The organism is Nocardiopsis ansamitocini (genome assembly GCF_030268225.1).
In the GTDB taxonomy this organism is placed as follows: Bacteria; Actinomycetota; Actinomycetes; order Streptosporangiales; family Streptosporangiaceae; genus Nocardiopsis_D; species Nocardiopsis_D ansamitocini.
In genome coordinates, this window is record NZ_BSQG01000003.1 from 180,971 (window position 1) to 198,482 (window position 17,512).

Here is a 17,512-nt window from a genome sequence, read left to right on the forward strand (position 1 = left end):
TCGCCCGTGTCGCTTAAAGGAAGTGCGCGGATTGAGTTGGGTGGAGGTGTGGTTCTTCGTGTTTTCGACATCGGATGCTCTCCTCGTGGGGAAGTATTCGTAACCAACAGTCACGATCGTTGAGCCTGACGTGACGCCGGTCGTGACTATCGAGGAGCGCAATGTTCACGCGTTTGTGTGTGGCCGCCGCTGTTTTCGCTATCACCCTTGCTGGAACCGCCCCCGCTGAAGCAGCCGCACTCCGTCTCGGCGGGGAGGTGGTGGCCGTTGCCCACCGGGGGGCGTCCGCCTACGCCCCCGAGAACACCATCGCCGCCATCGACGAGGCCCGGGCCCGCGGAGCCCGAACGGTCGAGCTGGATGTCCAGCAGACCAAGGACGGTGCACTCGTGCTCGTCCACGACACGACGCTTGTGCGCACCACCGATGTCAAGAAGGTCTTTCCCGGCCGGTCCTCCTACCGGGTCTCCGACTTCACCCTCGCCCAGATCCGCCGCCTCGACGCCGGGGCCTGGTTCGATCCCGCCTACGCGGGTGAGCGCGTCCCCACCCTCAAACAGGGCCTGGAGCGGCTGCGTCGTCACCGGTTGAGCCTGCTCCTGGAACTCAAGTCCCCCGCCAGTTATCCGGGGATGACCGAGCAGGTCGCCAAGCTGCTGCGCAGTGAGCAGTGGTGGACGGGGCCCGGGGCCACGGCCCGCGGACGCCTCGTGGTGCAGAGCTTCGACCACGAGGCCACGTATCTTTCGCACACCCTGCTGCCGGGGGTCGCGCACGGTGTCCTGGGGAAGGTGCCTCGGGAGCAGATCGCGGACTACGCGACCTGGGTCGACCAGATCAACCCCAACCACACCTCCATCGACGCCGCGTACGTGCGGGCCGTGCACGACGAGGGGGTGGAGGTATTCGTCTACACCGTCAACGAGCCGGCGCAGATGCGGTCCGCGATCGCGAAAGGGGTCGACGGGATCATCAGCGACCGGCCCGACGTGCTGCTCAAAGTGATCGGGGAGAGCGGCTGACCGGGGCCGCTCCGAGCGGCCCCGGTCGTGGGAGGGCTAGTCCCGGCCGGGAATCCCGGGGCGCCGCTGCCAGGGCAGCGGGCCCTCCAAGGGCCGGTACTCCACGCCGATGGCGTCCAGTCGGTCCAGGTGCCCCTGCAAGCGGGGCAGGAACTCCGCGAAATCGCGTTTCTGCGCCGACCACACCGTCTCGGCGAACGCCGACAGTCGTGGGAAGACCATGAAGTCCACCGTGCGCGGGGAGTCCATGTGCTCGGTCCACACGTTCACCTGGGCGCCCAGGACGTGTTCCGCTTCGGTCGGGGAGAGCTCCACCGGGACCGGCTCGACGGCGTAGACATCGGCCAGCGTCAAGACGGTCCCCACCGGGATCGGCTCGTCGGGCGAGTCGGACTGGCGGTAGTCGAGGTAGGAGGTCCGGGTCGGGCACATCACCACGTCGTGTCCGGCCCGCGCGGCGGCGATACCGCCTTCGGTGCCCCGCCAGGAGAGCACCGTCGCCCCCGGGGCCAACCCGCCCTCAAGGATCTCGTCCCAGCCCAGCAGGCGTCGGCCCCGGCCGGTCAGGTATTCGTCGAAGTGCCGGATGAACCAGCTCTGCAACCCGTCCTCGTCCGAGAGTCCTTCCGCCGAGATCCGCTCCTGCGCCGACTCGCTGGCTTGCCACTGCCCCTTGGGGCACTCGTCGCCGCCCACACAGACGTAGCGGCTGGGGAACAGCTCCAGCAACTCGTCGAAGACGTTGCGGTAGAACTCCAGCGTCGTGTCGGAGACGTTCAGGACGTTCTCGATGACCCCCCACTCGCGTCCGACTTCGAGGCGTTCGCCTTCGCCGAGCTCGGGATAGGCGGCGATGGCGGCCTGGGAGTGGCCTGGGACGTCCACCTCCGGGACCACTGTGATGTGCCGGGCGGCGGCATAGGCGACGATCTCGCGGATGTCGTCCTGGGTGTAGAACCCGCCGTGCGGCCTTTTGTCGAACGCCTTGGGCCCGGCCGCCCCGACCTGGCTCTCCCGCCGCCAGGAGGCGACCTCGGTCAGTTTCGGGTAGCGCTTGATCTCCACGCGCCAGCCCTGGTCATCGGTCAGGTGCAGGTGCAACACGTTGAGCTTGTGCAGGGCGAACAGGTCGATGAGGCGCAGCACTTCCCGTTTGGGCAGGAAGTGCCGGGCCACGTCGATCATGCATCCGCGCCACCGGAAGCGCGGCTGGTCGGTGACGTGTACGGCGGGCAACGTCCAGCCGGTGTCCGTCGGGGAGCGCCGGTAGGCGGCCGGAGGAAGCAGCTGGCGCAGCGTCTGCGCGCCGTAGAACACTCCGGCCGCGTCGTTGCCGACCACCAGCGCGCGTTCGGCGTCCACGCTCAGCCGGTACCCCTCGGCGGCGAGCCCGGAGCGGGCGTCCACCCGCAACTCGATCCGGGGGCCCTCGGTTCCGGGGGCGAGGCCCAGCCCGGTCGCGGCCCCGAGTTCGGTGCGCAGCCAGGCCGCGGCGCCCGCCGAGGCGTCGTCGGCGGCGATGCGGGTGTCAGGGGTGAGGGCCAGCCCGGGCTCGTCGGTCACGACGAGTTCGGCGGGGCGCGGCACCAGTGAGTGCACAGGCACGGAAGGGGCTCCTAGCGGTCCAGGCCACGGTCGCGACAATGCTGTCACGGCCGACGATAAAAGGACACCTTCTTTACAGTTCGATCGTGGGGTCGCTCGACCTGCTGTGCCGGTGGTCCGGGCGCAACGGTCGCGATTCGGTCCGGTTGCCTATTGCTTTAGGGGAGTGACACAGGGTTGTGTGATGTAGATCTCAGTCACGCCTCTCGTGGCTCGCGAAGCTGGTGGACAGCGCGATTCGGGACTGACTTACCTCTTGGGGGCATTCTTCGGCACTGTTCTCCGCCCGTTGCAGGAGGTACTTTTCTGAAGTGTTGACCGTTGCTTGACCTGGCTCGATGGAGGTGGCTAGTGCCTGATCCCCGCGTGGTTATCACTGACACCGGTTCCTTCGACCCAGAGCCCGCGCTCAAGCTTCTCGGTGACGCCGGTTTTCAGACCCGGGTGCTGGGCACTCGCGACCCGAAGCGCATCGCCGCAGAGGCTTCGGACGCCATCGCGCTCATCGTGAACGAAACCCGGGTGGACGCCGAACTTCTGGACGCCCTGCCAGGGCTCCGCCTGGTCATGGCCATGCGCCCGGGCTCTTCCCGGATCGACATGGTCGAGGCGGAACGCCGTGGCCTGTGGGTGTCGGAGCTGCCCCGCCGAGAGAACGTCGAACAGGCTGCCAACCGCGCGCTCGCGCTGGCCCTGGTCCAGTTGCGGCGCATCGCCCACCACCGCGAGACCTCGTTCGCCCCGCCCCCGCGCGCCCGTGACCTCACCCTGGGCCTGGTTGGGATGGGACAGGTGGCCACCAGACTCGCCGACTGTGCAGCGCCCCTGTTCAAGCAGGTCATCGGCACGGGATCACGGCTGAGGCAATGGCCGCGTGGCGTGGGTCGCACCGGCTTCCGCGAGCTTCTGCGCACGGCCGACGTCATCTCGCTGCACGTCCCCCTCACCCCCGGGACCAAGAGCCTGATCGGTGCCCCGGCCCTGGCCGCGATGCGTCCGGGGACGGTGCTCATCAACCTCTCCAGCCCCGGACTGGTGGACCGCCGGGCGTTGCTCACGGCCTTGGACACCCACCACCTGGCCGGGTACTCCGCCGGCTACGCCCTTGAGGACGACCGCACCCACTTCACCACGCGCTGTGCGCTGCGCAACCACCCGGCGGTGCGCTTCGCCCCCGACAACGCCGACCAGTGCCAGGATCGCCTCGCAGTGCTGGCCCGCAATATCGTGACCTGGCGCGATCGCGGTTTCCCGGTGGCCACGGTGGCCAGGACCGGACCGTTCTTCCCGGACGCGGCGCGGTCGGACTAGCCTTCGGCCGGTCTGTCCAACGGAGCGGTCCGTCTGCGTTGCGCCCGGTCGATCCGCCGACGAAGTCGCCGCGCCAGGTGCAGTGCCCGGTCGCGATCCTCTCGGGCGTTCCACCATCGGGTGTACGCCTCGATGCGCGCCTGCCTGATGGTCTCAAGCTGCGCCTCTAGTTGCCGTACCTGCTGTTCGAGTTCGATGCGGTCGCGCTCGTAGCCGACCAGCACCTGACCACAGGCCTCCACCTGGTGTTCGACACGATCGGCCTCGGCGGCCAACCCGTCCAACACGAATGGCCTCCGGGGTCGATTTTCTCCGACGAACCACATGTCCCTCTGTTTATCCCGAATGGCGCCGGAGTCAGCAAAACGGAGGGCAAAAAGCATGGAAAGCGACTTAAAGTCGACGGTGCGGGCAGAATTAGGACCGATCTACCCGCACCAGTATTTTCTCGGCTCAGGCGGCTATTGCATTGCGTCGCCGCGTTTGGGCGGGACGCTGGATCGCTCGGCTCGACAGCGCCGGCGCCGGGTCGGGCCGCACCTGGTCGTAGATCTCCTCGAACCGGTCGAGCGAGCGCCGGTGGTCGTGGGTCTGGGCGATCTCCCGGCTGGCAGCGCCCATCGAAGCGGTGCGCTCGGGAGACTCCAGTACGGCCAGCAGCCGCTGGGTCAGGGTCGCCACGTCGCCCGGCGGGTACAGGTAGCCGTTGCGTCCGGAGCGCACCAGGTGGGGGAGCGCCAGCGCGTCGGCGGCCACCACCGGCAGCCCGGTGGACATCGCCTCCAACGTCGCGATGCTCTGCAGCTCCGCGACGCTGCCGATCGCGAACAGGTCGGCGGCGACGTAGACCAGCGGCAGCTCCTCGTCGGAGACGAACCCCAGGAATCGCACGCGCTCGGCCACTCCCAGGTCATCGGCGAGCTGCTGGAGCTCGGCGCGACGCTGCCCGGTCCCCACCAGCGCCAATTGGACATCACGGTGGTTGAGCAGCCGGGGAAGAGAACGGATCAGGTCGTCGATCCGCTTCTCCTCGTCCAGGCGCCCCACGAACACCATGGTCTCGCGGTTGGGGAGGCCCAGGTGCAGACGCGCCGCCGCGCGCTCCCGCGGGCGCGGCTGGAAACGCTCCAGGTCGATACCGCAGGACACCGACTCGATGGGGCGGTCGAACCCCTTTCCCGAGAGGAGCTGTGCCGCCCGGTCGGTGGGGGTGGTGACGTAGTCGGCCTCATAGGCCACCTGGATCATGTCGCGCCACGCCAGCGAGCCGGTGACGGTGTGCAGGGGCGCCGGGATGTGGGCGTGCGCGAACAGGTTGTCGGGCATGAAGTGGTTGGTCAGCACGACGGGCGTGCCCGATCGGCGCCCGCAGCGAATGGCCGCCCGGCTGATGGTGAAGTGGCTCTGGGCGTGGACCACGTGGGGGGCGAGCCGGTCGATCAGCCGGGCCACGTGCCCGGTCACCCCGAGCGGGACCGCGGTACGCATCGTCGGGTGGACCAGTACCGAGGCGGAGCGGAGCCGGTGCAGCGTCACCCCGTCCTGGTACTCGATGCGGGGGGCGCCGGAGGCCGAGGCACAGACCACGTGCACGTCGTTGCCGCGTTCGGCCAGTCCCGTGGCCAGCCGGTAGGTGAAGTACCCGGCCCCGTTCACATCCGGTGGGTAGGTGTCGGTCCCGATCAGGATGCGCCGGGGTTTGCTGGACGTGCGCACGCGATTGGTCGGCAGGCTCATTTGGCGTCTCCTGAAGAAGTCGTGTCGACGAGTTCGGGCCCGGGGCCGTTCCCGTGCCGGTTTCCCGCTTCGGGGTTGCGGTTCTTGGCCCGTGCCAGCACGGCCGTTCCGGCAATGGCCAGCGCGGCGGCGCCGGTGGCCAGGAGCTGGTCGGCCAAGGTCGTGGGCAGCCCTTCGCCCAACACCAGCGCGCCGATCCCCGCCCCTGTTATGGGGTCGACGACCAGCAACGTTGCGTAGGCAGCGGCGAAGTGGCCGGTGCGATAGGCGTTCTGCTGGAGGAGGCCGCCGAACAGGGCGACGGCCACCGCCAGTACGGTCAGCCAGCTGAGTACCGCGATCGGATTCGATGCCGCGGCGGCGGCGACCACCCGGGCCAGGGCCGAGGTGGTACCCAGCGCGATGCCCCCCATGGTGGCCAGCAGTACCGCCCGTGCGCCCACAGGGACCCAAGGGGCAGCGAAGTAGACGGCCAGCCCCACGACGGCCACCGTTCCGGTGAGCGCCAGTGCCGCGGGCAGCGGCAGTTCAGGGGCCGACGAGGTGTGGTGCGGGAAGAGGAACAGGACACCGGCCAGACCGACCATGACGGCCAGCCCCGCGAGGATCTGACTGGACCGCACCCGTGTGCGGTTGAACACCGCCGACAACACGATCGCGAACAACAGGCCGGTGACACCGATGGGTTGGATGATGGTCAGTGGAGCACCGCTGAGCGCCACCAGGTGCAGGCCGACCCCGGCTCCCACCGCCAGTGTGCCGAGCACCCACCGCGGGCTGCGTGCCAGATGCAGCAGGAAACCCAGCCTGGCGACACTGTGCCCGGGAGCGCGCACCGTGTCGCGTTCCTGGAGTGCCGACCCCAGTGCCATGCAGAACGCCCCGCACAACGCGATTCCGACGGACCAGAACATCATGAGGAGACCACTCCCCGGCCGTCCGCTCGCGGAGTGGTCGCCACGGTGCGTCTCCTCTTCCTCGGTGCGGCGTCCGAGACACGCCGCGCATACTGATGACGGTACGGATCGGCTGCTGCCCCGATCGATAAGGCCAACACCCGAACAGGGGTGGTGGCAGCTCTACCGGTAGCGGGATGGGTGGCCACATATCCGCACCGTGCGTGTGCCGGTAATGGCGTCGGACCTGCGCGCATTTCAGCCTCCTGTCGGCAGGTCCGCCGTTTTTGCGTGAATGCCGGTGGAATCGACGAGGTTTTCCTTCTCCGAACCGTAGATATCCCCAGTTGGTTTCGCGTCGCCCAAAATTCTGGGATTCCGTGGAGAAATCTTCGCCAAAAGTTGGCAATAGGCGTACTCTTCGCAGCCCTCGCCGTTCGGAGGGCACGGCAGGGCGACGGGACGGCGGGGGAGGCCGTTGAGCGGGCGCTGCCCGATCAGGTCAGGTAGGGGGTGAGGAGCTGGTCGACCGGTGCGTAGTCGTCGGTGAGGACCTGGCCCTGCGCCGACCAGCGGTCCAGGAGCGCGGGACCGGCGAGGGCGCCGGGCTGTTCGGCCCCGGCCAGCAGCGGTTCCAGCGACGCGGTGTCCAGCGGGGTGTTGGAGGCGATGACCACGTGGTTGCCGCCCACCGCCGAGTCGAGGCCGTCGCGGTCGGCCACCACGGCCACGTGCGCGAAGACCTCTTCCAGGGTCGCCACCTCGGCGGCGACGAAGGAGCGCGGGCCCCGATCGATGATGTTGGCCAGGTAGAGACCGTCCGGGCGCAGCACCCGGTCGATCTGCTCGGCGAATTCCAGGGTGCTCAGGTGCCAGGGCACACTCAACCCGCCGAACGCGTCACCGATGACGACGTCACGGCTTGCGGTGGGCGCCGCGGTCATGGCGGTGCGCGCGTCCCCCTCGACGACCTCCAGGTCCGGCCCGGTGCGCAGATCCAGTTCGTCACGGGCCATCCGGGTCACCGCCGGGTCCACCTCGAACACCAGGCTGGTCGAGCCCGGACGCGCGCTCGCCAGCCAGCGGGGCATCGTGTAGGCCCCGCCTCCGACGTGCAGGGCGGCCAGCGGTCCTTCGGGCGGCAATGCCTCCAGGGCCGCGCCGAACCACTGCGTGTAGCCGAACTCCAGGTGCAGTGGGTCGGACACGTCCACGTAACCGTGCCGTAGATCGTCCAGCAGGAGAACCCGGCCGCTCGCGCGCTCGGGGTCGGGGAGCACCCGCGCGCAGTAGTACGCGGTCTCGGCGTCGCAAGGGGACTGCACGCGTACCAGCATCGTGGCGCCCAGGGCGCAGACCAGCAGGGCGCACAGCGTCTGGCCTGGCGTGGTCACCAGCCGTCCGCCGCGCACCAGGAACGGTGCGCCCAACAGGACGAGGGCCCCGCCGGTCACCAGCAGTACCATCGACACCGGTAGGGCGGCGATCAGGACGTAGCCGGTCAGGAAGGTCCCGGCCAGCGCACCCAGCGTGCCCCACGCGCTGAAGCGTCCGATGATGCTGCCGCTGTGCTCCAGGTCCGCCAGCTGGGTTTTGACCACGACCGGGGTCACGGCGGACAGCAGTGCAACCGGTACCGCGATGCTCAACGCCACGAGGAAGAGGGCGGTGAAGGGGCCGGCCCCGCTCAGCGAGGGACCCAGCAGCAGCACCAGGGGACGGGCCAGCAGGGTCGTCCCGCCTCCGAAGACCAGCAGCACGCCCAGGACCGGTCCGGTGCTCCAGCGGTCGGCCGCGTCTCCGCCGGCTTTGGCCCCCAGGGCGATCGCGCCGAGTGCCACTCCGATGGCCGCGGTGTAGGTCTCCAGGGTGTCACCGGCGTAGGGGGCGACGAGCCGGGTCACCGCCACCTCCAGGACCAGTACGACCGCTGAGGAGAAGACGACGACCACCGTGGCGAGGATTCGGTTCACGCCAAGCGAGCGTAGTGGAGTTGCGCTCCCGGCGGGGTGCCGACCGGTCGAGGCGAGGGCGGGCCGCTCGAAGCGGAAGGGAGCGGCCCGCCCCGCCGTCAGGGTCAGCGTAACGCGGATCAGGGGTGCGAAGGGGAGACGGGGACGAGGCTGTCACTGGGGGCGGTTACCGCACGGTAGTGCCGGATCAGCAGTGCGTTGACCGATTCCCAGGTCCGCGCGCTCACGCTGGGCCGGGCGGCCGCGGCGAGCCTGGACCGCACGTCCGTGTTGTGCACCAGACGCCCCGCGGCCAACCGCAACCCGCGCACCGAGTCCGGTGCGTAGCGCAGTCCGTTGCAGCCGTCTTCCACCAGGTCCAGGGGGCCGCCCGCCGCCGGGGCCACCACCGGTACCCCCGAGCTCAGCGCTTCCTGGAGGGCCTGGCAGAAAGTCTCGTCGGCACCGGTGTGCACGAAGACGTCCATGCTGGCGTAGAGCCGGGACAGGTCGCTGCCCGTACGCTGCCCGGTGAAGACGGCCCCCGGGAGTCTGCGCCGCAACCGCGCGCGGTCGGGGCCGTCCCCCACGACGACCAGCCGGACACCGCGAAGTTTCGCCACCTCCGCGAGCAGTCCCACCCGCTTGTCCCGGGACAGCCGCCCCACGTATCCCACGATCACCTGCCCGTCAGGGGCGAGCCGGCGGCGCAGTGCCTCGTCCCGGTGGGCGGGGTGAAAGCGTTCGGTGTCCACTCCGCGCGGCCACAGACTCAGGCGTGGAAAGTCCCGCGCGGTCAGCAGCTCCAGCGTGGCGGTGGAGGGGACCAGGGTGCGGTCCACCGCCGAATGGAGCCGGCGCAGGTAGGGCCACAGCGTGCCGGCCCCCGGGATGTTGTAGCGGCCGGCGAAGCCGACCAGGTCGGTCTGGAAGACCGCGACGGTGGGAAGCGCCCACCGCCGGGACACCTCTACCGCGGTGTGTCCGAGCAGGGCGGGCGAGGCCAGGTGGACGACATCGGGGGAGAACCCGCGGAGCGCGGTGGTCATCAACCGGCGCGTGGGAAGTCCGGCGGAGAAGGACCGGTAGCCGGGCAGGGGGACGCCGGGGAGCCGGATCACGGGAAAGCCCGCGTAGTGGGCCGGTCCGTGGCCCGGAGCGATGATCACCGCCTCGTGGCCGTCTGCGGCGAGGTGGTCGGCGACCCGGCAGACCGAATTGGTCACGCCGTTGACCTGGGGCAGGAAGGATTCGGTGACGATGGCCACGCGCAATGGCGCGCCACCGTCGGCGGGAACGGGAGGCATTGGCTTCTCCCCACGGGAGCGAGGGTCCGGCCGGGCCGCGCCCGGCCTTGCGCTCCCGACGTTAAGCGGCTGTCGTGAACCCGGCCCGCGCGCGGGGTGAACACCGGATTGAGTCCGGTGAACGCCGGCATCGCTTTCCGCCGTGCCGCCTGTCCGATCGGTCGCCTTCCAAGGCAGTATTGTGCCCGCTACCTGCCCGTCGTCGTGAAAGGAGTCCGTACGGTGACACTCACCGAATGGGCGCGGATCGTCTGCGCCGAACTGGGGATGCCCGACGAGATGGACCGGTCCGATGTGGACCGCATCCTCGACCTCGCCCGGGACGCGGCGCATTCGGTGGCCCGCCCGGCGGCGCCGCTCACCACCTACCTGCTGGGTATCGCGGTGGGCCGGGGCGCCGACCCGGCGCAGGCCGCTGCCGTGCTGAGCAGGCTGGCACTCGAACAGGCATCCGATCCCGATGCGGATCGGTAACCGGCCCCGAGACCGTCGTGCTGACCGAACGTGACTCGACGGTGACGAATCGGTGGGACTCTGGACGCTTGCCCCAGTAGGCCACCGGCGACGTCCCCGACATCCGGTCCGACCCCCGCCCCCGGTCAGGGCCGCACACGAACCGGGTGCGGACGGTGTATCCGCGCCCGTAGAACAGGAATCCAGACCGTGCAAGAACTTCAGAAGATCCTCGATACGGCGGTCGACACGATTTGGGGGCCGCTCGTCCTCATCCCGTTGTTGCTGCTGACCGGACTGTTTCTGACGATCAGGCTCGGCGGCCTGCAGTTCCGGACGCTCTTCCACGCGTTGTGGCTGGCGCTGGTGCGCCGTGAGGAGAAGGGCTCCGCCGAGGGCGACGTCTCGCACTACAAGGCACTGGCCACCGCAATGGCCGCCACCATCGGTGTGGGCAACATCGCCGGTGTGGCCACCGCCATCGGCATCGGCGGCCCGGGCGCGCTGTTCTGGATGTGGATGACCGGCCTCGTGGGCATGGCCACCAAGTACAGCGAGGGCCTGCTCGGCGTGATGTACCGCCGCCCCGACGCGAAGGGCGAGATGAGCGGTGGCCCGATGTTCTACCTGAGCCGGGGGGTCGGCGGTAACTTCGGGAAGATCCTGGGCGCCGCGTTCGCCGTCTTCGGCGCCGTCGCCGCGTTCGGCATCGGCAACATGGTGCAGTCCAACACCGTGGCCGCCCAGTTGGAGTCCACCTGGCAGGTCGAGCCGTGGATGACCGGCGCGGCCCTGGTGGCGGCCACCGCCATCGTGGTCCTGGGCGGGATCAAGAGCATCAGCAACTTCGCCGCCGCGTTCGTGCCGTTCATGTGCGTCGCCTTCATGCTCAGCAACATCGTCGTCCTGCTGGTGTTCGTCGACCAGCTCCCCTCCGCGCTCGCCCTCGTCGTCACCGACGCGTTCACCGGCACCGCGGCGGTCGGCGGTTTCGCCGGCTCCGGTGTCCTGATCGCCATCCAGATGGGGGTGGCGCGCGGGATCTTCTCCAACGAGTCGGGTCTGGGCACCGGGGCGATCGCCGCGTCCGCCGCCAAGACCAGCCAGCCGGTGCGCCAGGGCATGGTCTCCATGACCCAGACCTTCATCGACACCCTGATCATGGTCACGCTCACCGCGCTGGCCATCATCGTCACCGGGGCGTGGAAGGTCGAGGGCCTGGCGGGAGCCCCGATGACCTCCTGGGCACTGGACCAGGCGCTCCCCGGGAGCTGGGGCAGCTACACCATCGCCGTGGGCGTCCTGGTCTTCGCCTTCACCACGATCCTGGGCTGGTGCTACTACGGCGAACGCTGCATGGACTTCCTCTTCGGCCGGGCCGCGGTCCTGCCCTACCGGCTGATCTTCGTGGGCGCGGTGTTCGTCGGCGCGGTCTGGGAGCTCGACGTGGTGTGGGCGTTCAGCGACATCGCCAACGGACTCATGGCGCTGCCCAACCTGGTGGGCCTGCTCCTGCTGTCGCCGGTCATCGTGGCCGAGACCAAGAAGTACTTCGCCAACCCCAATTGGCGCGACCCCGACAACCTGGTGGACGTGCGCTCCTAGCGCCGCTCGCTGTCGGATGGCAGGACGGCGGCGGCGCACCCCAATGGGGTGCGCCGCCGCCGTTGCGTTCGCCCCGCCGCGCGTTCGCCCCGCCGCGCGTTCGCCCCGCCGCGCGGACGGGGCGGGGAGCGTTCGGGACCGGTGCCGGACGAAGCGGTTAGGAGCCCGACGCCTTCTTCTCCTGCCACCACGCGTAGAAGTGGTGTACGGGGCCCTTGCCGTGACCCACGTCGAGTTCGTCGGCGTGCCGCAGGGCCTCGGTGAGGTAGGACTTGGCGTCGCGCACCGCCGAGGACCAGTCCGGACGCTGGGGGCGCAGCGCGGCGATCGCCGAGGACAGCGTGCACCCGGTCCCATGGGTGTTCGTGGTGTCGACCCGGGGTGCGGTCAGTGTCTCGGGGGGCGCGTCCGGGGCGAGCAGCAGATCGGTGCTGGTGGCACCGCGGAGGTGTCCGCCCTTGAGCAGCACTCGTGCGGGGCCCAGCTCCACCAAGCGGTGTGCCTGCTCGGCCATCTCCGCCAGGTCCACGGCCTCGGTGCAGCCGAGCAGGTCGGCGGACTCGGGAAGGTTCGGCGTGATCAGGTCCGCGCGCGGCAGCAGCTGCGAGCGCAGGGCACCGACGGCTTCCTCGGCCAGCAGCCGGTCGCCGCTCTTGGCGACCATCACCGGATCCAGGACGACGTTGGGCAGCCGGTAGGCGTCGATGGCGTCGGCCACCGCGCCGATCACCTCCGCGTTGGAGAGCATCCCGATCTTGACGGCGTCCACGCGCACGTCCCGCAGCAGCGTGTCCAACTGGCTGGTCACGAAGCGCGCGGGAACGTCGTGGACTTCCGTCACCCCGGTGGTCGTCTGCGCGACCAGGGCCGTCACCACGGTCATCCCGTAGCCGCCCAGCGCCGAGAACGCCTTGAGGTCGGCCTGGATGCCCGCGCCCCCACTGGGGTCGGTCCCTGCGATGGACAGGATGTTGAAGCTCAAGGGGACGTCCCTTCGCCAGGTGGTGCCGGCATCGACTGCGGTATCGGTGGAGCGGCCGCGCGGGCCGGCCGTCAGGAACTGCGGTGCTGACCGGAATCGACCGGTTCGGACTCCACCGCCGCCGGAGCGGGCTTCTTGACCAGGTGTTCGAGCACCATGATCCCCACCACGACCACGAATCCGACGGCCATCAGGCCGAAGGTGACCGCCGCTGCCTCGGTGGGGAGGGTCAGGCCGCGGGCATCGTCCTGCCAGGGCCACAACGCGCGCAGCGAACCGGCCATGACACCGGTCATGATGACCAGTGTCATGTGCCTGCGGTTGTCCAGCAGCCATTGCAGCAGTTTCACGAAGCAGGCCAGCCCGACGATGGCGCCCGCGGCGAAGGTGGCGATGTAGCCGAGGTCGCGCTCGTTCAGGGCGTTCATCGTCGGTCCGTACAGGCCGAAGGTCAGCAGGATGAACGACCCGGACATGCCCGGGATCACCAGGGCGCAGATCGCGACCGCCGCGGCCACCGCGACGACCAGCGGGACCGGCTCCACGTGCGCCGGCGGAACCCCGGTGAGGATGAACGCGATGACCGCGAAGAGTAGCGCGACGGCGTAGTCGTAGGAGCCCCAGCGCCGGCCGGACATGGAGTAGGGCACCCAAAGCGAGGCCAGTACCAGGCCGAAGAACAGACCGTAGGACTCGATGGCGTAGGTCTCCACCAGCGGTGCGACGAATCGGGCGGCCAGGACCACCGCCACGGCCATGCCGGCGAGGACGGTGAGGATCAGCGTCCAATCGGCCTGGCCGAACTCCGCCTTGGCCCGTCCCAGCCCCTGCTTGCGGGGCAGGTCCGCGACGGCCAACCGGATTCCGCTGATCGTGTGCCCCGCGGACTTGACCAGCCCCTCGTAGACCCCGACGATCAGCGCGACGGTGCCGCCGCTGATTCCCGGGACGACCTCGGCGGTGCCGATGAGAGCGCCGCGCACGGTGTTGAACAGATGGGTGACAGGGGAGTTCGCCATAGTCTGCGTTTCGTGTGGGGGTCGTGGAGCGTCGCGGTCGCACGCGGCGGGTGAGCCGGGGCCGGGTCCGCGTGGCCCGCGCGGTCCCCAAGTCTAGGGCCGATCGTCATGGGCCCAGTGGCCGCGCGCCCGCGGCCGGTGTGCCGGGCGGGTCAGCGCTGTTCGGAGACCGGCGACGGACCGCGCGCCACGCGCGCCGCCCAGCGGTAGTCCTGCTTTCCCACGGCCGTTCGCTTGACCTCGGAGACCACGTGGATGCGGCGCGGTACCTTGAACCCCGCCAGCCGGGTGCGGCAGTAGTCGCGCAGTTGGTCGTCGGTGGGCCGCTGCTCCGATACGAGCGAGACCACGGCGGTGACCCGTTGGCCCAGTCGCTCGTCGGGGGCGGAGACCACGATGGAGTCGCTGATGTCGGGATGCGATTTCAGCACCGACTCGACTTCCTCCGGGTAGACCTTCTCGCCGCCCGTGTTGATGACCGCGGATCCGCGGCCCAGCAGCTCGATGGATCCGTCGGTGGCGATCGTGCCGAAGTCGCCCGACATCGCCCAGCGCCGACCCTGCTCGTCGACCGGGAAGGTCGCGGCCGTCTTGACGGGGTCGTTGTAGTAGCCCATCGGGATGCGTCCGGTGCGCGCGATCCGGCCGACCTGTTCGGACCCCGGAGGCAGCGGGCGCAGCCGGTCGTCCAGCACGCAGACGCTCGCTCCCATCGCGAAGCGCCGGGCCCCGCTGGTCGACCCCTTCGCCGAGCCGGCGACCGAGGCGCCGCACACCCCTGTCTCGGACCCCCCGTAGCTGTCGTTGAGGGTGATCGAGGAGCGCCAGAGCCGCCACATCTCGCGCACCGCCGGCGTCAGGGGAGTGCCGCCCGAGTTGACCGCCGAGAGCCGCGGGCAGTGCTCGGGGTCGGACAGGAGCGCGTGGGCGAGGGGGCGGGCCATGGCGTCGCCGACGCACTGCACGATCTCCACGTCCTCACGGTCCGCCAGGTCCACCACCCGGCCGGGATGGAAGGTGCGGTCGGTGTTGAGCACCACGGTGGAACCCTTGAACAACATGCTCAGCGCGTTCCACTGGCCTGCGGCGTGCATCAGCGGACCCAGGACCAGCATGCGTCGCGCAGAGCACTCCGCCGCGCGTGCCCCCACCTCGGCGCTTCCGGTGGACCGGGGCCGGTCGGGGCTTCGCCGCTCCAGCGCGACCCGGAAGATGTCCTCGTGGCGCCACATCACGCCCTTGGGGTAGCCCGTGGTGCCGCCGGTGTAGAGCATGTAAAGATCGTCGCCGCAGGTGGGGGGAAGGGCCGCGGTCGATTCGGCTGCCGCCTCCACCGCCTGCTCGTAGTCCGCGCCGGGCAGTGCGGCCGGGCCCGAGCCGTCGTCGAGCAGGAGGACGTGGCGCAGCAGGGGGAGGCGTCCGCGTACCGCGGCCACCGGTGCGGTCAGGGAGTTCTCGGCGATCAGCGCCACCACGTCGGCGTCGTCGAGCACGTAGTGCAGTTCCGCGGCCACGTAGCGGTAGTTGACGTTGACCGGGACCGCGCCCGCACGCCAGACCCCGAAGACGGCTTCCAGCCACTCGGCCCGGTTGAAGGAGAGGATCGCGACATGCTCGCCAGGGGTGATGCCCGCGTCGACCAGGTGGCGGGCCACCCGCGTGGCGCGTGCGTCGAGGGAGGCGTAGGACAGTCGGTGCTCACCGGCGACGACGGCCAACCGGTCCGGCACGGCGGCGGCCACCGAGCTGAGCAGACCGGGCAGCGAGAAGTCCGCCCCCGTGGAGTCGGTGGCGGTGCTGTCAAGACATCGCGGTTCCGTCATGAAGCGCCCCTTGATCGCGGTCTTACCCTCGCGTGGGTATGAGGACCGATCCTGCAGGTATGGGCCACGTCACTCGCAGGCGGGGGTCGGTATCGCCAAAAGCCCTTCCCGGTGAACAAAAGCCCAGCTCAGAGAGTTTTAACCTGCCGGAAACATTGGGTGGCGGTCAAGGATCGGGAGTGGTGTCGGGCCGACATGTGTCCGAGCTCACCGAAAGGGCAAGGGGACGGTTGCCCTGCCCGTCCCCTTCGTGCCTGGTGCGACCCGTGGCCGGATCGGGCGGTGCGCTCGATCACCGTGGACCGAGAGCGGCACCACCGTGCCGATCTCCCGCACATCCGACCTTTCGGCGCAAGGGCGTGAACCGCCAACCCGCCCGGCCCCACTTGGGCACCGCGCCTCCCTTGTATCCCGGTCGGCCCGTCTGTTCCACTTCTTGAGGTCACCTGCTTTGTGCGTTATCCGAGCGGGTATCCAAAGATCGAACAACGGTCAATGGCGATCGGAGCAACTGGATGAGCAATACGCGCAGTCTGGGATCCGACACGGTGCACAGCGGCGATCCCGCGAAGCCCGTCGTCTCCACCACCCGTCACATCGAACTGGCCGGAACGCATTCGGCCCACAACTACAACCCCCTGCCGGTCGTCATCGCCGAAGGGGAGGGGGCCTGGGTGACCGACGTCGAGGGCCGTCGCCTCCTGGACTGCCTGGCCGGGTACTCGGCGATGAACTTCGGCCACCACAACCCCGAACTGCTGGCCGCGGCCCACCGCCAGCTCGACCGGGTCACGCTCACCAGCCGCGCCTTCTACAACGACCAGTTCGCGCCCTTCGTCACCGCTCTGTCCGGGCTGGTCGGCAAGGAGCAGGTCCTTCCGATGAACACCGGCGCCGAAGCGGTCGAGACCGGCATCAAGGTCGCGCGGAAATGGGGCTACCAGGTCAAGGGAATCCCCGCCGACCAGGCGACCATCGTGGTCGCCGGCGGCAACTTCCACGGCCGCACCACCACGGTCATCTCCTTCTCCGACGACCCCGAGGCCTACGGCGGCTTCGGCCCCTACACCCCCGGTTTCCGGGTCGTGCCCTACGGGGACGCGGACGCCGTCGCGGCCGCGATCGACGCCACCACCGCTGCGGTACTGATCGAACCGGTCCAGGGCGAAGCCGGGGTCATCGTGCCCCCGCAGAGCTACCTGCCGCGCGTGCGCGAGATCTGCGACCGCGAGAACGTCCTCTTCATCGCCGACGAGGTGCAGTCGGGGCTGGGGCGTACCGGAACCGTCCGGGCCTGTGAGCACACCGGCGTGGTGCCCGACCTCTACCTGTTCGGCAAGGCGCTGGGCGGCGGGATCCTCCCGGTCTCGGCGGTCGTGGCCGACGCCGATGTCCTCGACGTGATCGAGCCCGGGCAGCACGGCAGCACCTTCGGAGGAAACCCGTTGGCCTGTGCCATGGGGTCGACCGTTGTGGGCATGCTGCGGGAAGGCCCCTACCTGGACAACGTCCACAGGCTCGCCCCTGTGCTCGACAGCCGGCTCAAGGAGTTCGTCGGCAAGGGGGTGGTCGCCGCGCGCAGTATCGGCCTGTGGGCGGGCATCGACGTGGACGAGTCGTTGGCCACCGGCCGGGAGCTGTGCGAGCGTCTGTTGAAGAGGGGGGTCCTGGTCAAGGACACCCACGGTTCGACCATCCGGCTCTCTCCGCCGTTGGTGATCACCGAGGACGACCTGAACTGGGCGCTCGACCAGGTCGGCGAGGTCCTCGCCGATTTGCGGGCCGGTCGCTGATCCGGTT

General features: G+C 69.6%; 14 protein-coding genes. 5 read left to right on the forward strand and 9 right to left on the reverse strand.

Features of this window, described 5'->3' with window-relative positions:
* The first annotated feature begins 161 nt into the window (after positions 1-161).
* Positions 162-1,022, forward strand: coding sequence for a glycerophosphodiester phosphodiesterase (locus tag QSJ59_RS10535; RefSeq protein WP_285759052.1), 861 nt, complete (start codon positions 162-164; stop codon positions 1,020-1,022).
* Between the two features lie 36 nt (positions 1,023-1,058).
* On the opposite strand, the gene QSJ59_RS10540 is transcribed toward QSJ59_RS10535, so the two are convergent.
* Positions 1,059-2,627, reverse strand: a complete 1,569-nt coding sequence (locus tag QSJ59_RS10540) for a beta-N-acetylhexosaminidase (protein ID WP_285759054.1) — start codon at positions 2,625-2,627, stop codon at positions 1,059-1,061.
* A gap of 351 nt (positions 2,628-2,978) precedes the next feature.
* Between QSJ59_RS10540 and QSJ59_RS10545 the strand changes: the two genes are divergently transcribed.
* Positions 2,979-3,938 carry an NAD(P)-dependent oxidoreductase gene (locus QSJ59_RS10545; RefSeq protein WP_285759055.1) on the forward strand — a complete coding sequence of 320 codons (960 nt, stop codon included), beginning with the start codon at positions 2,979-2,981 and terminating at the stop codon, positions 3,936-3,938.
* Here QSJ59_RS10545 and QSJ59_RS10550 read toward each other — a convergent pair.
* The 5 genes from QSJ59_RS10550 to QSJ59_RS10570 all read right to left on the reverse strand — a co-directional run bounded on the left by QSJ59_RS10550 (position 3,935) and on the right by QSJ59_RS10570 (position 9,830).
* Complete coding sequence (locus QSJ59_RS10550; protein ID WP_432707463.1) at positions 3,935-4,225, reverse strand: hypothetical protein; 291 nt, start codon at positions 4,223-4,225, stop codon at positions 3,935-3,937. The two genes, QSJ59_RS10545 and QSJ59_RS10550, sit on opposite strands and share 4 nt — an antisense overlap.
* Positions 4,226-4,391: 166 nt before the next feature.
* Positions 4,392-5,675 carry a glycosyltransferase gene (locus tag QSJ59_RS10555; RefSeq protein ID WP_285759057.1) on the reverse strand — a complete coding sequence of 428 codons (1,284 nt, stop codon included), beginning with the start codon at positions 5,673-5,675 and terminating at the stop codon, positions 4,392-4,394.
* On the reverse strand, positions 5,672-6,592 hold the full coding sequence (locus QSJ59_RS10560; RefSeq protein ID WP_285759058.1) for a DMT family transporter: 921 nt from the start codon (positions 6,590-6,592) through the stop codon (positions 5,672-5,674). The genes QSJ59_RS10555 and QSJ59_RS10560 overlap by 4 nt, the downstream gene beginning before the upstream one ends.
* A gap of 476 nt (positions 6,593-7,068) precedes the next feature.
* Complete coding sequence (locus QSJ59_RS10565) at positions 7,069-8,544, reverse strand: fused MFS/spermidine synthase (RefSeq protein WP_285759059.1); 1,476 nt, start codon at positions 8,542-8,544, stop codon at positions 7,069-7,071.
* 119 nt (positions 8,545-8,663) lie between these two features.
* Entirely contained in the window at positions 8,664-9,830 is a 1,167-nt protein-coding gene (locus QSJ59_RS10570; protein ID WP_285759061.1) for a glycosyltransferase family 4 protein, read from the reverse strand.
* Between the two features lie 222 nt (positions 9,831-10,052).
* Between QSJ59_RS10570 and QSJ59_RS10575 the strand changes: the two genes are divergently transcribed.
* A complete protein-coding gene (locus QSJ59_RS10575; RefSeq protein WP_285759063.1) occupies positions 10,053-10,304 on the forward strand; it encodes a DUF6457 domain-containing protein in 252 nt (83 codons plus the stop codon).
* 189 nt (positions 10,305-10,493) lie between these two features.
* Complete coding sequence (locus QSJ59_RS10580; RefSeq protein WP_285759065.1) at positions 10,494-11,888, forward strand: alanine/glycine:cation symporter family protein; 1,395 nt, start codon at positions 10,494-10,496, stop codon at positions 11,886-11,888.
* Positions 11,889-12,045: 157 nt separating this feature from the next.
* Here QSJ59_RS10580 and thiD read toward each other — a convergent pair whose 3' ends face one another.
* The 3 genes from thiD to QSJ59_RS10595 all read right to left on the reverse strand — a co-directional run bounded on the left by thiD (position 12,046) and on the right by QSJ59_RS10595 (position 15,712).
* The gene (gene thiD, locus QSJ59_RS10585) at positions 12,046-12,870 is read right to left on the reverse strand and encodes a bifunctional hydroxymethylpyrimidine kinase/phosphomethylpyrimidine kinase (protein ID WP_285759066.1); all 825 of its coding nucleotides are present in this window, start codon (positions 12,868-12,870) and stop codon (positions 12,046-12,048) included.
* 71 nt (positions 12,871-12,941) lie between these two features.
* The gene (locus tag QSJ59_RS10590) at positions 12,942-13,889 is read right to left on the reverse strand and encodes a DUF368 domain-containing protein (RefSeq protein ID WP_285759068.1); all 948 of its coding nucleotides are present in this window, start codon (positions 13,887-13,889) and stop codon (positions 12,942-12,944) included.
* Between the two features lie 152 nt (positions 13,890-14,041).
* Positions 14,042-15,712, reverse strand: coding sequence for an acyl-CoA synthetase (locus tag QSJ59_RS10595; RefSeq protein WP_285759069.1), 1,671 nt, complete (start codon positions 15,710-15,712; stop codon positions 14,042-14,044).
* Positions 15,713-16,227: 515 nt separating this feature from the next.
* On the opposite strand from QSJ59_RS10595, the gene rocD reads away from it, so the two are divergent.
* Complete coding sequence (gene rocD, locus QSJ59_RS10600; protein ID WP_285759071.1) at positions 16,228-17,505, forward strand: ornithine--oxo-acid transaminase; 1,278 nt, start codon at positions 16,228-16,230, stop codon at positions 17,503-17,505.
* Positions 17,506-17,512: the final 7 nt, after the last annotated feature.

Bases quoted from the DNA above. Each gene is read 5' to 3' on its own strand.
- QSJ59_RS10535 (WP_285759052.1), top strand. From the start codon at position 162: ATGTTCACGCGTTTGTGTGTGGCCGCCGCTGTTTTCGCTATCACCCTT.
- QSJ59_RS10555 (WP_285759057.1), bottom strand. From the start codon at position 5,675: ATGAGCCTGCCGACCAATCGCGTGCGCACGTCCAGCAAACCCCGGCGC.
- QSJ59_RS10560 (WP_285759058.1), bottom strand. From the start codon at position 6,592: ATGATGTTCTGGTCCGTCGGAATCGCGTTGTGCGGGGCGTTCTGCATG.
- QSJ59_RS10570 (WP_285759061.1), bottom strand. From the start codon at position 9,830: ATGCCTCCCGTTCCCGCCGACGGTGGCGCGCCATTGCGCGTGGCCATC.
- QSJ59_RS10590 (WP_285759068.1), bottom strand. From the start codon at position 13,889: ATGGCGAACTCCCCTGTCACCCATCTGTTCAACACCGTGCGCGGCGCT.
- QSJ59_RS10595 (WP_285759069.1), bottom strand. From the start codon at position 15,712: ATGACGGAACCGCGATGTCTTGACAGCACCGCCACCGACTCCACGGGG.
- rocD (WP_285759071.1), top strand. From the start codon at position 16,228: ATGAGCAATACGCGCAGTCTGGGATCCGACACGGTGCACAGCGGCGAT.